Origin of the sequence: Geodermatophilus sabuli, assembly GCF_900215145.1 — a bacterium.
GTDB lineage: Bacteria > Actinomycetota > Actinomycetes > Mycobacteriales > Geodermatophilaceae > Geodermatophilus > Geodermatophilus sabuli.
This window is the reverse complement of record NZ_OBDO01000016.1, coordinates 1-13,926: the sequence shown is the minus strand read 5'-3', so window position 1 is coordinate 13,926 and position 13,926 is coordinate 1. Positions and strand designations below refer to the sequence as shown.

Genomic DNA, 13,926 nt, shown 5'->3' with positions numbered 1-13,926 from the left:
CCCCGGGCTCAGCCGCGCAGGGCGTCGTCGGTCCAGACGTACAGGTGCTCCCCCAGCCGGACGGTGACCCACCCCTCGCACAGCTGCCGCTCCGATCCCAGGTCCGGCCACGAACCGCCGCCGTCCCACGGCATGCCGGGCACGTCCAGCGGGGTGCAGGCCGCCGGCAGGCCGACACCGGCGTCCAGGGCCATGTCCGCGCGGACGCTCCCGCCGTCGTCCCCCGAGGCGTCCCCGGGCCGGACGACCACCACGTCGTGCCCCACCGCACGGGTCCACCCGGGGACGAGGTCGACCGGCGCCCGGTCGGCGTCGGCGTAGGCGGTGGTGTCGGTGTGGCCCTGGAGCTCGGCCAGCACCGCGCCGGGTCCGTCGACGCCGTCCGGCATCGCGACGACGACGCCGGCGACCGCCGTCGCCGCCACCGCGACCGCCCCTCCGACCGCGCCGAGGACCGCCTTCCCCGCCCTGCTGACCACCGTGGACCTCCCTCTCGCCGGCCACCGGTCGGTGGCCGGACGAGCGTCGGGCACGCGGGTGTCAGCGGGCGTCCGCCGGCGGGATGATCTCCGCCGGTCGGCACCTCGTCCTCCGGGTGGAGGCGGGGGGTCAGTCGAGCACGGCGATCGCCTCGACCTCGACGAGCAGGTCCGGCTCGCCCAGGGCGGTCACCCCCAGCAGGGTCACCGGCTTGACGACGTCGACGCCGAGCGACTCGGCGACCCGGGCGGCGCCGGCGCCGAGGTCGGCCAGCTTCTCCGGCGCCCAGTCGACGACGTAGACGGTGAGCTTCGCGATGTCGTCGAAGCTGCCCCCGACCGCGGCCAGCGCGGTCGCGACGTTCCGGTAGGCCTGCTCCACCTGGGCGGCGAGGTCGCCGGTGCCGACCGGCTCCCCGTCGGCGGTGCGCGCCACCTGGCCGGAGAGGTGGACCGTCCGTGACCCCGAGGCCACGGCCATCTGGCGGTACATGACCGGCGTGGGCAGCCCCGGCGGGTCGATCAGTTCGATGCTCATCCCGTCCTCCTCCATCGATGCATGACGCTGCTATGTATAGCGCCGCTATGGCACGATGGTCAAGTGCCACGGACTCCTTCGCCCGCCCTGCGGGCCCAGCTCGTCGAGCGGGCCGCGGAGATGCTGGCCCGCCGCGAGCCGGTGACGCTGCGCGCGCTGGTCGAGGGCACGGGCGCGTCGACGATGGCCGTCTACACGCACTTCGGCGGGATGCCGGGCCTGTGGCGGGCGGTGCGCCAGGAGGGCTTCACCCGGCTGGCCGCCCGGCTCTCGACCGTCCCGGCCGGGTCCGACCCGGTCCAGGACCTCGCCGCCCTCGGGGCGGCGTACGTGGCCAACGCCCTCGCGGGCCCGGCCCTCTACCGCGCCATGTTCGACGCCGCGGCCGACCTCGAGGACCCGGGCGCCGCGGAGGCGCCGTTCCGGACGCTGGTGGCCAGCGCCGCGCGGGCCAGGGACGGCGGGCGGTTCGCCGGGGAGAGCGACCCGGAGGCCGTCGCGACGCGGATCTGGGCGGCCGGACACGGGCTGGCCATGCTGGTGCTCACCGGTGCGCTCCCCGTCGAGGCCCTGGACGCGCACGCCCCCGCGATGGTCACCGCGCTGTGCGTCGCCGCCGGCGACCGCGAGGAGCGGGCCGCCCGCTCGGTGCGGGCCGGCTGGGCGGCCGCGCGGCCGCTGGGCGCGTGACCACCGACCGCTACGGGCGCAGCGAGATGGTCTCCCCGCGGACGACGGTGCGGATCTCCCCGGGCGCTCGGCGCTCGGCGACCTCGCGGACGAAGTCGCCGAGCGGGGACTTGAAGCGGTCGTAGTCGTCGAAGTGGACCGGCACGGTGACCGGCGGCTCCAGCAGCTCCACGAGGTCCGCGCCCTGCCGGCCGTCCATCGTCACCGTGACGCCGAGGGCCCGGGTGCCGCCCAGGTGCGGGATGAGCACGTCGAGCGGGCCGCAGCGCTGCAGCACCTCACTGAGCCAGGGTCGGAAGATCGTGTCGCCGCTGATGTAGCCGCGCCAGCTCACCTCCCCGCCGCGGACCAGCTCCAGCACGCTGCCCATCACCGGCGGCAGCACCTTCGCCATCGGCCCCGGCCCGTGGACGCCGGGCACCGACGTGATCCGCAGCGTCTCGCCGTCCCGGGTGAGCTCGTGCCGCTGCCAGGGGCGCAGGTCGAGGGTCGAACGGAAGCCGCGGCGGCCCAGCGCGGCGGCCGCCGACGGCGTCGTCACCACCGGCGTGTCCTTGTCGAGGGTGCGGGTGGCGATGCGGTCCCAGTGGTCGGCGTGCAGGTGGGACAGCAGGATCGAGTCGAGCACCGGGAGCTGGGTGGGCAGCAGGGCGGGTTCGGTGAGCCGCTTGGTCCACAGCCCCTTGCCGAGGTAGGCGCGCTGGCCCCGGTGCAGGAAGTTGGGGTCGGTCAGCAGGGTGAACCCGCCGATCCGCAGCAGCGTGGTGGCGTTCCCGCCGAAGGTGAGGGTGACGTCGTCGGACGGCGCGCGCGAGGCCATGCCCCGCGACTACCCGGGCCCCTCCGCCCCCACGCCGACCGCCGGTTTCCGCGGGAACCGCCGCCCCCTCCCGACGGTTTCCGCGGAAACCGGCGCAGGGGCGGTGTCAGGCGCGGCTGGTAGACAAGGCCGGTGGCCGGTTCCCGCGACGTGGACGCGTCCTTCCTCGACCTCCCGCTCTCCGCGCTGACCGACGCGGCGCTCACCCGCGCGCTCGACCTGGGCTGCGAGCACGCCGACCTGCGGGTCGAGCGGATCCGCACGCAGACCATCAGCCTGCGCGACGCCCGGCTGGAGGCCCTGGCCGATGGTGAGGACCTCGGGCTGGCCGTGCGGGTGGTCCACGAGGGCACCTGGGGGTTCGCCGCGGGCGTCGTCCTGACCGCCGCCGAGGCGGTGCGGCTGGCCGAGGAGGCCGTCGCGGTCGCGAAGGTGTCCGCCGCGGTGAACAGCGACCGCGTCGAGCTCGCCCCCGAGCCGGTGTACGGCGATGCCGTCTGGGTCTCCGACTACGACGTCGACCCCTTCACCGTGCCCGACGCGGAGAAGACCGGCCTCCTCACCGAGTTCTCCGAGCAGCTGCTGGCCGCCGACGGCGTCGAGCACGTGCAGACCGGCTGCACGGCGGTGAAGGAGCAGAAGTACTACGCCGACACCGCCGGCACCCGCACCCGCCAGCAGCGCGTCCGCATCCACCCCGACCTCACCGCGCTCACCGTCGACCGCGGCACCGGCGCGTTCGAGAGCATGCGCACCCTCGCGCCGCCGGCCGGCCGGGGCTGGGAGTACCTGACCGGCACGGGGTGGGACTGGCGCGGTGAGCTGGCCCGGATCCCCGAGCTGCTCCGCGAGAAGACCAAGGCCCCCTCGGTGGACGCCGGCCGCTACGACCTCGTCGTCGACCCGTCGAATCTGTGGCTGACCATCCACGAGTCCATCGGCCACGCCACCGAGCTGGACCGGGCGCTGGGCTACGAGGCGGCCTACGCCGGCACGTCGTTCGCGACCGTCGACAAGCTGGGGACCCTCCGCTACGGCTCGCCGATCATGAACGTGACCGGGGACCGCACCGCCGAGCACGGGTTGTCCACCATCGGCTGGGACGACGAGGGCGTGGCCGGCCAGCAGTGGGACATCGTCCGCGACGGTGTCCTCGTCGGCTATCAGGTCGACCGCAACACGGCCCGTCTCGGGCGGATGCCGCGCTCCAACGGCTGCTCCTTCGCCGACTCGCCGCGGCACGTGCCGGTGCAGCGGATGGCCAACGTCTCGCTGCAGTCGGCACCCGACGGCCCCTCCACCGACGAGGTCATCGCCGGGGTCGAGCGCGGCATCTACGTCGTCGGCGACAAGAGCTGGTCGATCGACATGCAGCGCTACAACTTCCAGTTCACCGGCCAGCGGTTCTACCGGATCGAGAACGGCCGGCTCGCCGGCCAGCTGCGCGATGTCGCCTACCAGGCGACGACGACGGACTTCTGGGGCTCGATGGCCGTCGTGGGCGGGCCGCAGACCCACGTCCTCGGCGGCGCCTTCAACTGCGGCAAGGGGCAGCCCGGTCAGGCCGCCCCGGTCAGCCACGGCTGCCCGGTGGCGCTGTTCGAGAACGTCACCATCCTCAACACGGTGCAGGAGGCCGGGCGATGAGCGGTGCGAGCGCCAGCGAGCGGGCTGTGAGCATCGCAGCGAGCGCCGGCGAGCGAGGAGTGGAGCGATGAGCGGTGCGAGCGCCAGCGAGCGGGCTGTGAGCATCGCAGCGAGCGCCGGCGAGCGAGGAGCGGAGCGATGAGCGGTGCGAGCGCCAGCGAGCGGGCTGTGAGCATCGCAGCGAGCGCCAGCGAGCGAGGAGCGGAGCGATGAGTCAGTGGACGCCGCAGGACGTCGTCGAGAAGGCGCTGGCCGCCTCGACGGCCGACGGGCAGGTCGCCTTCGTCGTGGAGAGCTCCGAGGCCAACCTGCGCTGGGCGTCCAACAGCCTGACCACCAACGGGGCGATGCGCTCCCGGCAGGTCGTCGTCGTCTCCTTCGTCGACGGCGGCGCCGGCATGGCCGCGGGCACGGTGGCGCGCACGGGCCAGCCGGACATCGACGAGCTGGTGGCGGCCAGCGAGCAGGCCGCCCGCGACGCTGGCCCCGCCGAGGACGCGATGCCGCTGGTGTCGGAGACCCCGCCGGGCTCCGGCGACTGGGACGCCGACCCCGCGCAGACCTCGATCGACGTGTTCGCCGACTTCGCGCCGGCGCTCGGGCAGGCCTTCGGGGAGGCGCGCGGCCGCGACGAGCTGCTCTTCGGCTACGCCGAGCACGCGATGTCGACCACGTACCTGGGGACGTCGACCGGCCTGCGGCTGCGGCACGACCAGCCGACCGGCCGGGTGGAGCTCAACGGCAAGAGCGCCGACATGGGCCGCTCGGTGTGGGCCGGCACCGGCACCCGCGACTTCGCCGACGTCTCGGTGGAGGCGCTGGCCGGCGAGGTGGCCCGCAAGCTGGAGTGGTCGCGGCGCCGGGTGGAGCTGCCGGCCGGCCGCTACGAGACGCTGCTGCCGCCGTCCGCGGTCAGCGACCTGATGATCTACGCCTACTGGACGATGGAGGCCCGGGACGCCGACGAGGGCCGCAACGTCTACGCCCGGCCCGGTGGCGGCAACCGCGTCGGCGAGCGGCTGGCCGCACTCCCGCTGACCCTGCGCAGCGACCCGTTCGAGCCGGGGCTGGAGGCGTGCCCGTTCCAGGTGGTCAGCGGGTCGTCGGGGTCGGCTTCGGTCTTCGACAACGGGATGGCGACGCCGGCGGTCGACTGGATCTCCGGTGGCGTCCTCACCAACCTGATCCGGCCGCGGGCCTGGGCCCTGAGGACGACGGCGCCGGCGACGGCCGCCGTCGACAACCTGGTCCTGGAGGTGCCGGGGGCGACCGCGAGCCAGGAGGAGATGGTGGCCGCCACGGAGCGCGGGCTGCTGCTGACCACCCTCTGGTACATCCGCGAGGTCGATCCGCAGACGCTGCTGCTCACCGGGCTCACCCGGGACGGCGTCTTCCTCGTCGAGGGCGGGGAGGTGACCGGCGCGGTGAACAACTTCCGCTTCAACGAGTCGCCGATCGACCTGCTGGCCCGCATCACCGAGGCCGGCCGGACGCAGCGGACGCTGCCGCGGGAGTGGAACGACTGGTTCACGCGGGCGGCGATGCCGCCGGTGCGGGTGCCGGACTTCAACATGAGCAGCGTGTCGCCCGCCAGTTGACCGGTCGACGGGCCTCCGGCGTGGCGGCGCCAGGGCAACCACGGTCAGTGGTCGTGTGACAACCGTTCCGTCACAGTGTTGGCGGATCGTGACCGTGACGTTCTGCAAACGCTCCAATACCGTGAGTCCTGTCGGGTGGGCCGCACGGACCGCAACACCGCCAGGTACCTCCCCGCACAACTGACGAGACGTGGCTCGGGCGCTTTCACCGTCCGGCCGCAGGCAGGTCCCGTGGAACTCCGGGGCCGGTGAGGGGAGTCCCATGGCCAGAGGTCAGAAGCCGTCGGTGTTCCAGGTCGGTCAGGTCTGGGACGACGGCGACACCGTCGTCGTCTCGGGCTGGGGCCTGGGGCTGTGTGCCGCCGCCTGCGCCTGCCACCGCCACCCCTCCGCCGGTCACCTCTCGATCGCCGAGGACCACGCCGCGGGCCTGCTCGGCCTCGAGTGCTACCGCGACGGCGGCTGCGACTGCTGCGAGCCGTGGACCGCCGCCGAGCTCAGCGCCGTGCTCAACGACCTGCAGATGGTCACCAGCCTCGACGCGCAGGAGCCCCTCGCCGGCTGAGCCGGCACCCCCGTCGTCCCGTGGGCCGGCGCGGGTAGGGCCGGCCCGAGCCGGGTAGGGCCGCACCCATGCTGGGACGAGCTGCCCTCCGCGGTGCCCTGGCCGGGCTGGCCGGCACCGCCGCCATGACGCTCGGCGAGAAGGTCGAGCAGTCGTTCACGCACCGGCCGGACTCCTACGTCCCCGGGCGCACCCTGACCGCCCTGGCGACCCGGCGGCGGCTGCCGGGCACCGAACGTCCGCCGGTGCGCAACCACGTCATGCACTGGGGGACCGGCGCCGCCGTCGGCGCCCTCCGCGGGATCTGGTCGGCCAGCGGGCTGCGCGGCTGGCGGGCCTCGGCCTGGCACACCTCCGTGCGACTGGCCACCGACCAGACGCTGGAGAACGCCACCGGTGTCGGGGCGCCGCCGTGGACCTGGTCGCGCCGCGACCGCGTCGTCGACCTCGGCGGCAAGGCCCTCTACTCGTTCGTCACCGGCGCCGTCGCCGACCGGCTGGTCCCCCTCGCGCCCGACCGCAACCGCTCCGGGGCCGCGCCGCCCCGTCGGCGGTAGCCGCCGGCCCATCCCCCTCGTCGCAGTCCCGCACCGGCAGCCCACTGCCCGCACGGCGTGCCCGTCCCGCTGACCCCTCCTGCTGACAGTTCCGGCCTCGCGGCGGGACGCGGGGGCCTGCTGGGGTCCGTGTGACGGATGAGCCGCGCCTCCTGCCCCACAGCCCGCGCGCCACCCCTCACCAGCCGGCACCGTCTCCCTACCGTGCGTACAGACGCGCGTGGAACACCGCCCACTTTCCGGGGGCGGGGCGCGCGGCGAGAGGGGGCCGGCGATGCGGCGCAACCGGACGACGAGGGCACGCTGGTCCGGAGCCACCCTCGCCCTGGGCGCCGCCGCGGCCGTCGTCCTGGCCCCGGCCACCGCCGGCGCCGCGCCCACGTCGGCCGCGGACGCCCAGCGCCTGGTGACCGAGACCGCCCAGCAGCTCACCGACCTCGACGAGCAGGTGCACCAGGCGCGCCTCCTCGTCGCCGAGCAGCAGCAGGTGGCCGCCGCGGCCGCGCAGACCGCCGCCCAGGCGCACGCCGCGGTCGCCCAGTACGAGCCGCGCCTGCGGGCCTTCGCGCAGAGCGGCTGGACCAGCCACTCCCAATCCCGCGTCGCCGCCTTCCTGACCAGTGACTCGGCGGCCGACGTCGTCCAGCAGATGACGACGCTGGACCTGATCGCCAGCCACACCGCGGGGCTGCTCACCGAGGTCGCGGCCGCCCACTCCGCCGCCGAGGAGGCGCAGGCGCAGGCCGACGCCGCCTCGGCACAGGCGACCGCCGCCCTCACCGAGCTGGAGCGCCAGCAGGCCGACGTGCAGGCGCGCGTGGACGCCTACGAGGCCGACTTCGAGCGCCTCTCGGCCGCGGAGCAGGCCGCCGTCACGGCGCGCCTGGCCGGGCCCGCGCTCGCGGCGCCGTCCACCTCGGCGGTGATCGCCGCCGCCCCCAGCGAGGCCGTCGCGTCGATCCTCCAGGCGGCGCTGGCCCAGGTGGGCAAGCCCTACGTGTGGGGCTCGTCGGGTCCGGCCGGGTTCGACTGCTCGGGCCTGACCAGCTTCGCCTACCAGACGGCCGGGGTCTCGCTGCCGCACTCCAGCCGCGCGCAGTCCCGCATGGGCCAGGAGGTCCCGCGGGCCCAGCTACAGCCCGGCGACATCGTGTACTTCTACTCCCCGGTCAGCCACGTCGGCATCTACATCGGCGACGGCAAGATGGTGCACGCCCGCACCTTCGGCCAGCCGGTGGCCGTCACCAGCGTCGACCAGCGCGGCTACGCCGGAGCCCGCCGCATCCTCTGACGGGCCCGTGCGCGGGAGCGCACGGCGCCGCAGCGCCGTACTGTCGACGGGACTCCAGCAGCTGCTCGTACCCGGGGGATGAGAGCCGTGGCAGCCGCCCTGACGGTCGATTGGGAGCAGGTCGCTGACGAGTGGCGGGTGCGCAAGAACGACACCCTGCGGGGGGCGCTGCTCCTGTACCTGTCCCCGGCCGATCTCGACCTCCTGGAGGAGATGCTCCGGATATCCGCATCCGGGGCCGTCAACGAGGACGAGGCGCGCCGACGCATGGGCCACCTCTTCACCGTCGTCGCGGAGCAACCGCACGGCGCACTGCTCCTCACGCTCTACACCTACAGCCTCTGCCTCGAGACCTGGGAGCTGAGTACCGGATACGCGCGCATCACCGTCGTCCTCGACGCGCTTGCGGAGGAGGCCCCGGTCGTCTCCGGGTCCGAGGCCGGGGACGCGTTGCTGCGCGCGGCGGTCGCCCTCGCCGAGGCGCAGGAACCGAGCATGGCGACGGAGAACGCGTTCAACTGCTCGTGCCCGGTCACCGCCCAGCAGGAGGGCGCAGCCGTCCTCGATCGGGTGCGGCCGGTCCTCGACGTCCTGGGCCGGCGCGAGCCGGGTGACCCCGAGCTCAGGCCGGTCGCCGACCTCCTCACCCAGGACGCCAGGGTGCTGGCCGCCTACTTCGACTGTGTGCAGAGGGCTGCCGCCGTCGTCGAGGCGTGGATCGGCGGCGCGGATGACATCGACGAACGCTTGTCGCAGGCCGAGGAGGCCATCCGGTACGCCGAGCAGGGAGTCCTGCGGAACGACGTGTACGGCACGGAGGCGAGATCGCACCGCCTCGCGCTCGAGGCCCTGCACCGACAACTCGGCCGGCGCCGCATCCACGTCGAGGACGCGACCGTGACCTACTGCTATCCGTTCAGCCTCCCGCGGATGAGCCCGGGCCTGGCTGTGGAACTGGCCGGATCGCTGGGTGGACGATCGTTCGGCGGCGTCCAGGTCGAGCAGGTGGACGACCTCAAGCTGACCGATGTCTGGCGGAGCAACGACGAGCGCGGCCGGTCGCATGGTGGCGTCCGCCTGGTCCTCGCGCCTCTTCGAGTCACCACACTCGCCGGCCAGGTCGTGCAGTACGACGTGGAGATGAGGATCAGCAGGCTCGGCAACCACTACCTCCGCATGGAGACGCGCCTGCTGGACGCCGACATCCACGTGGTCAACCAGACGCTCCGCCGCGCGTCGATGCTCATGGGAGAGGAGCACATCGACAGTGCGGGCCTCCGTTGGACGAAGTGCGGCGACTATGCCGACCGGGTCATCCGCGAGTGCGCCGTCGCTCTCACCGCTCTGGCGGACGGACGGGGCTCAGACGAGGGTCCGACAGCTCAGTACGGTGCGCAGCTCGTCGTCGACGTCGAACGGTTCTTCACGGTCCTGTTGTCTGCCAGGAGCATCGTCCTGGTCGCACCCGACGGGGGGCGGGTCCGGGCCACCGGCAGCGACCTCCCGGACGCCACGGGGTACTCGCTGCTGAGCTCGCCGTTGCGTCCCGCCGCCGTCGCACTCGAGGAATGGGTGATGTACGACTTCAAGGAACCCGAGAACCTCTTCGCGGGCATCGGGTTCTGCGAGGACCTCGGCATACGTACCTCCAACACGACCGTGCTCTACATGCCCAACGCCCCCAGCTGGGTGCACCTCGGATACGAGGAGATGGCCGAGTTCGTCGCCGCACTCCCCCCGCTCTTCGCGGGCCTGGAGTCCCGGCTCGTCGACCTCTCGGAGCGACTCGACAAGGAGGTCCCCGACCTGAGACAGCGCCTCCACCAGTTGCCGGGCCCGGACCTGACTCCGCTCTATGAGCGCCAGTTCGAGGTGCACCACCTCGAGGCGGAGTCCGAACGCTTGGTGGCGCTGCTGAAGTCGCCTCGGCTGTGCCAGTCGAGCAGCCATCGGCAGTTCCTCGACGCGGTCATGGACCGAGCCGTGGTGCGGGGGATGGAGTCGGACCTCCACCGTCAGCTCGCGGTCCTCAGCCATCAGCACGACCGGCTGACGCGGGTGGTCGACGCCGTCGTGTCGAGTCGGCGACGAGAGGAGCAGCATAGTAGGGAGGAGCGAGAACGCCAGGACGCGCTGGACCGCCAGAGGGAGGAGGAGGCCCGGAGGGTGCAACAGGGCCGACTCAACGTCCTGCTGGCCTTCGTGGGTGTGACCGCCCTAGCAGAGCTGTTCGGCTGGCTGGACAACTCCTTCGGAGTCCGGACGAGGTGGGGGTGGGCTCCGTGGGCGGAGCTCGCGGTCATCGGACTGGGGATCGTCCTCATCGTGGTCCTCAGCCGCGCGTCATGGCAGCGGTCCCACCCGGGAAAGGCGGAACATGCGTCCGACCGTCCTGCATGACCTGCGCGCTCACCCGGACCCGGACGTCCTCGGCGACTTCTACAGCAGCGTTCTCGTCCCGTCCTTCTCTCCCGAAGAGCTCAGTCCCGAGTCCGATCTGTCCCACGGGCTCGCGCGGCTCGATGGTGTCCAGCTCCACGCTCTCGTCGCGGTGGACACACAGACCGGTCGGGCGATCGGCGGCGTCGTGGCCACGTTGTTCGCTCGCTCGCAGGTGCTCCTCGTCGCCTATCTCGCCGTTCGACCGGATCTGCGGCAGGGGGGCCTCGGCAGGCACCTCGTGGATCAGGCGCGACTGCGATGGGCAGGGCTCGAGGCGAAGCTGATCCTGGCCGAGGTGCACGACCCGCGGTACCACGCGAGCACCGACCCCTGGGCGTGGAGCCGGGTGCAGCTGTACGACGAGATGGGGGCTCGTGCGCTCGCCCTGCCGTTCGTCCAGCCCGAGGTGCGACGCGGTGCTGGCCGTGCGCGCCACTTCCTGCTCCTGGTCTTCCACGCCGAGCCGTCCGTGGTCACAGACGTGGGCGCCGGGAGCAGCGTCACGGCGTCGGTGCTCGAGGACTTCGTGCTCGACTACTACGCCGACGCCGAGGGCCCGTCGAGGGCCGACGACGGGGACCTGGCGTGGCTCGTCGGTCGCCTGCGGGCGGGGACGGCTGTCCCGCTGCTCCCGCTCAGCCGACTCGACGAGGTACCGCGCGACCCTCGCTCCGGCTGACCGCAGAGCCGTCCCGGGGCGCGGCCGATGTCGGCCGACCCGGCATCGGCCCGGTCCGTTCCGGTCCCAGGAGCGGAAGCCGGGAGGGGCGCGTGGCCGCCTTGCCAGGGCGCACGGCACCGATCAGTGGAGGCGGCGGCCCTCGGCGAGCAGTTGCACCAGCGCCGCGACCCGCCGCGCCCGGGTGGCCGGCGTCGCCGCCGTGGTGACCCGGTGGAGGACGGCGTAGCGGTTGCGGCCGTCCAGCGACTCGAACTGCCGCTGCGCCGCCGGCTCGGCCGCCAGGGCGGCGGCGAGGTCGTCGGGCACGGTGGCCGTCGCCGGGCCGGCGTAGGCCCGCTCCCAGCGCCCGTCGGCCTGCGCCGCCTGGACCGCGGCCAGCCCGGCCGGGCGCATCCGCCCGGCGGCGATCAGGGCCTCGACCGCCGCGACGTTCTTCTGCGACCAGATGCTCCGCGGCCGGCGCGGGGTGATCCGCTGCAGGTGGAACCGGTCGTCGAGCCGCTGCGCCTTGCCGTCGATCCAGCCGAAGCACAGCAGCAGCTCCACGAGCTCGTCCCGGGTCACCGACGGCACCCCGGCGCCCTTCTTCGCGAGCTGTACGTAGAGCCCAGGTGCCGTGGCGTGCTCGGCCTCCAGCCACGCCTCCAGCTCGGCCCGGTCGCGGAAGGCCCGCACCGGCAGGTCGGTCGGCAGCGTCACGGGCGGGATCGTCGCTCCCGGATGCCCCCGGCGTCCAGCCCGCCCGGACCGGTTCCGTAGCGTTCCCCGGTCGGACCCGACCGGAGGAGGACCAGGGTGAGCGGTGAGGTTCCTGCCACGGTGCAGGGCATCTACGACGAGGTGCTGCGGCGCAACCGCGGCGAGACCGAGTTCCACCAGGCGGTCCGCGAGGTGCTGGAGTCCCTCGCGGTCGTCCTGGACCGGCACAGCGAGTACGCCGAGATGAAGACCGTGCAGCGGATCTGCGAGCCCGAGCGGCAGATCATCTTCCGCGTGCCGTGGCAGGACGACCGCGGCGAGGTGCACATCAACCGTGGCTTCCGCGTGGAGTTCAACTCCGCGCTCGGCCCGTACAAGGGCGGCCTGCGCTTCCACCCCTCGGTGGACCTGGGCATCGTGAAGTTCCTCGGCTTCGAGCAGGTCTTCAAGAACGCGCTCACCGGCATGCCGATCGGCGGCGGGAAGGGCGGTTCCGACTTCGACCCCAAGGGCCGGTCGGACGCCGAGGTCATGCGGTTCTGCCAGTCGTTCATGACCGAGCTCTACCGGCACCTGGGCGAGTACACCGACGTCCCCGCCGGGGACATCGGCGTCGGTGCCCGGGAGATCGGCTACCTGTTCGGCCAGTACAAGCGGATCACCAACCGCTACGAGTCCGGGGTCATCACCGGCAAGGGCCTGGGCTGGGGCGGTGCGCTGGTCCGCACCGAGGCCACCGGCTACGGCGCGGCCTTCTTCGCCCAGGCGATGATGGAGACGGCCGGGGAGTCCTTCGACGGCAAGCGCGTCACCATCAGCGGTTCGGGCAACGTCGCCGTCTACGGCATCGAGAAGGTGCACCAGCTCGGCGGGACCGTCGTCGCCTGCTCGGACTCCACCGGCTACGTCGTCGACGACAAGGGCATCGACCTCGACGTCCTCAAGCAGGTCAAGGAGGTCGAGCGCGGGCGGATCGCCGACTACGCCGAACGGGTGGCGGGCGCCTCCTTCGTGGACGCCGGCAGCATCTGGGACGTCCCCTGCGAGGTCGCCGTCCCCAGCGCGACGCAGAACGAGCTGGACGGCGACGCCGCCGCCGTCCTGGCCCGCAACGGCTGCCGGTACGTCGTCGAGGGCGCCAACATGCCCGCGACCCCCGAGGCGGTGCGGGTCTTCCGCGACTCCGGCGTCGCCTTCGCGCCCGGCAAGGCCGCCAACGCCGGCGGGGTGGCCACCTCGGCGCTGGAGATGCAGCAGAACGCCTCCCGCGACCGCTGGACCTTCGAGCACACCGAGGCCCGGCTGGAGGAGATCATGCGCGACATCCACACCCGCTGCCACGCCACCGCTGAGGAGTACGGGTCCCCCGGGGACCTCGTCCTGGGTGCCAACGTCGCCGGCTTCCTGCAGGTGGCCGAGGCGGTGCACGCCCACGGGCTCGTCTGAGAGAGGACCCCGTGCCCCCCACCACTCGCAGGCTCGCGGCGGGCCCCTGCAAGGGGCCGTGGCGGACGTGACCGAGCCGCCGCGGGCCGCGCAGGTGTATGTGGCAGGCCTGGAACCCCGCACCGGGGGCCGGCTGGTGCGCAGCGCGCGGCTGTTCGCCGCGTTCGTGTCGGAGCTGGCGTGGGGGCTGCTGCCGTCGCCGTCGGTGAGCGACGTCGTCGTCCGCCGGCGGGACGACGGCGGCGAGGTGCTGCGCGTCGAGGCGGGCGACCCGACCGTGCCCGGGGACATGCTGCGCTTCGTCCAGGGGCAGCTGGAGCGGCTGGACCCCGACGCCTTCCTCGCGGAGTGGTCGGCGCCGGGGCGGCCGAACCCCTAGCTGATAGCCGTTGACCCCGTTTCCGCGGGAACGTCCTGACGACGTTTCCGCAGTGGACGGGAGGTTGTCGTGGGCTTGCTGCAGGAGGCGCTT

General features: G+C 73.4%; 14 protein-coding genes. 10 read left to right on the top strand and 4 right to left on the bottom strand.

The window, feature by feature from the left end:
• Nucleotides 1–8 precede the first annotated feature (8 nt).
• Both CRP39_RS25090 and CRP39_RS25085 read right to left on the bottom strand, forming a co-directional pair.
• On the bottom strand, nt 9–479 hold the full coding sequence (locus tag CRP39_RS25090) for a hypothetical protein (RefSeq protein ID WP_097209130.1): 471 nt from the start codon (nt 477–479) through the stop codon (nt 9–11).
• Nucleotides 480–609: 130 nt separating this feature from the next.
• Nucleotides 610–1,017: a RidA family protein gene (locus CRP39_RS25085; protein WP_097209129.1), complete on the bottom strand. Its 408-nt coding sequence runs from the start codon at nt 1,015–1,017 to the stop codon at nt 610–612.
• 63 nt (nt 1,018–1,080) lie between these two features.
• Here CRP39_RS25085 and CRP39_RS25080 point away from each other — a divergent pair, with 63 nt between their 5' ends.
• Complete coding sequence (locus CRP39_RS25080; RefSeq protein ID WP_245854101.1) at nt 1,081–1,707, top strand: TetR/AcrR family transcriptional regulator; 627 nt, start codon at nt 1,081–1,083, stop codon at nt 1,705–1,707.
• Nucleotides 1,708–1,717: 10 nt separating this feature from the next.
• Here the strand turns inward: CRP39_RS25080 and CRP39_RS25075 are convergent, their stop codons facing one another.
• A complete protein-coding gene (locus tag CRP39_RS25075; protein WP_097209127.1) occupies nt 1,718–2,527 on the bottom strand; it encodes an MBL fold metallo-hydrolase in 810 nt (269 codons plus the stop codon).
• A 132-nt stretch (nt 2,528–2,659) separates the two neighbouring features.
• Between CRP39_RS25075 and CRP39_RS25070 the strand changes: the two genes are divergently transcribed.
• The 7 genes from CRP39_RS25070 (at nt 2,660) to CRP39_RS25040 (ending at nt 11,306) form a co-directional block, all read left to right on the top strand.
• The gene (locus CRP39_RS25070; RefSeq protein WP_097209126.1) at nt 2,660–4,174 is read left to right on the top strand and encodes a TldD/PmbA family protein; all 1,515 of its coding nucleotides are present in this window, start codon (nt 2,660–2,662) and stop codon (nt 4,172–4,174) included.
• A gap of 209 nt (nt 4,175–4,383) precedes the next feature.
• On the top strand, nt 4,384–5,772 hold the full coding sequence (locus tag CRP39_RS25065; RefSeq protein WP_097209125.1) for a metallopeptidase TldD-related protein: 1,389 nt from the start codon (nt 4,384–4,386) through the stop codon (nt 5,770–5,772).
• Nucleotides 5,773–6,034: 262 nt separating this feature from the next.
• The gene (locus CRP39_RS25060; RefSeq protein ID WP_097209124.1) at nt 6,035–6,337 is read left to right on the top strand and encodes a hypothetical protein; all 303 of its coding nucleotides are present in this window, start codon (nt 6,035–6,037) and stop codon (nt 6,335–6,337) included.
• 68 nt (nt 6,338–6,405) lie between these two features.
• Nucleotides 6,406–6,894 (top strand): hypothetical protein, encoded by a 489-nt coding sequence (locus tag CRP39_RS25055; protein ID WP_097209123.1) that lies wholly within the window; start codon nt 6,406–6,408, stop codon nt 6,892–6,894.
• Nucleotides 6,895–7,168: 274 nt separating this feature from the next.
• The gene (locus tag CRP39_RS25050; RefSeq protein WP_097209122.1) at nt 7,169–8,185 is read left to right on the top strand and encodes a C40 family peptidase; all 1,017 of its coding nucleotides are present in this window, start codon (nt 7,169–7,171) and stop codon (nt 8,183–8,185) included.
• Nucleotides 8,186–8,272: 87 nt separating this feature from the next.
• Entirely contained in the window at nt 8,273–10,585 is a 2,313-nt protein-coding gene (locus CRP39_RS25045) for a hypothetical protein (RefSeq protein WP_097209121.1), read from the top strand.
• Entirely contained in the window at nt 10,563–11,306 is a 744-nt protein-coding gene (locus tag CRP39_RS25040; protein ID WP_097209120.1) for a GNAT family N-acetyltransferase, read from the top strand. The genes CRP39_RS25045 and CRP39_RS25040 overlap by 23 nt, the downstream gene beginning before the upstream one ends.
• Nucleotides 11,307–11,429: 123 nt before the next feature.
• On the opposite strand, the gene CRP39_RS25035 is transcribed toward CRP39_RS25040, so the two are convergent.
• Complete coding sequence (locus tag CRP39_RS25035) at nt 11,430–12,008, bottom strand: YdeI/OmpD-associated family protein (protein WP_097209119.1); 579 nt, start codon at nt 12,006–12,008, stop codon at nt 11,430–11,432.
• Between the two features lie 96 nt (nt 12,009–12,104).
• Here CRP39_RS25035 and gdhA point away from each other — a divergent pair, with 96 nt between their 5' ends.
• The gene (gene gdhA, locus CRP39_RS25030; RefSeq protein ID WP_097209118.1) at nt 12,105–13,454 is read left to right on the top strand and encodes an NADP-specific glutamate dehydrogenase; all 1,350 of its coding nucleotides are present in this window, start codon (nt 12,105–12,107) and stop codon (nt 13,452–13,454) included.
• A gap of 67 nt (nt 13,455–13,521) precedes the next feature.
• Nucleotides 13,522–13,833: a hypothetical protein gene (locus CRP39_RS25025; RefSeq protein WP_097209117.1), complete on the top strand. Its 312-nt coding sequence runs from the start codon at nt 13,522–13,524 to the stop codon at nt 13,831–13,833.
• Nucleotides 13,834–13,926: the final 93 nt, after the last annotated feature.

Excerpts from the sequence above, each read along its gene's own strand:
- CRP39_RS25085 (WP_097209129.1), bottom strand. The coding sequence starts at position 1,017 with ATGAGCATCGAACTGATCGACCCGCCGGGGCTGCCCACGCCGGTCATG.
- CRP39_RS25075 (WP_097209127.1), bottom strand. The coding sequence starts at position 2,527 with ATGGCCTCGCGCGCGCCGTCCGACGACGTCACCCTCACCTTCGGCGGG.
- CRP39_RS25065 (WP_097209125.1), top strand. The coding sequence starts at position 4,384 with ATGAGTCAGTGGACGCCGCAGGACGTCGTCGAGAAGGCGCTGGCCGCC.
- CRP39_RS25060 (WP_097209124.1), top strand. The coding sequence starts at position 6,035 with ATGGCCAGAGGTCAGAAGCCGTCGGTGTTCCAGGTCGGTCAGGTCTGG.
- CRP39_RS25055 (WP_097209123.1), top strand. The coding sequence starts at position 6,406 with ATGCTGGGACGAGCTGCCCTCCGCGGTGCCCTGGCCGGGCTGGCCGGC.
- CRP39_RS25050 (WP_097209122.1), top strand. The coding sequence starts at position 7,169 with ATGCGGCGCAACCGGACGACGAGGGCACGCTGGTCCGGAGCCACCCTC.
- CRP39_RS25040 (WP_097209120.1), top strand. The coding sequence starts at position 10,563 with ATGCGTCCGACCGTCCTGCATGACCTGCGCGCTCACCCGGACCCGGAC.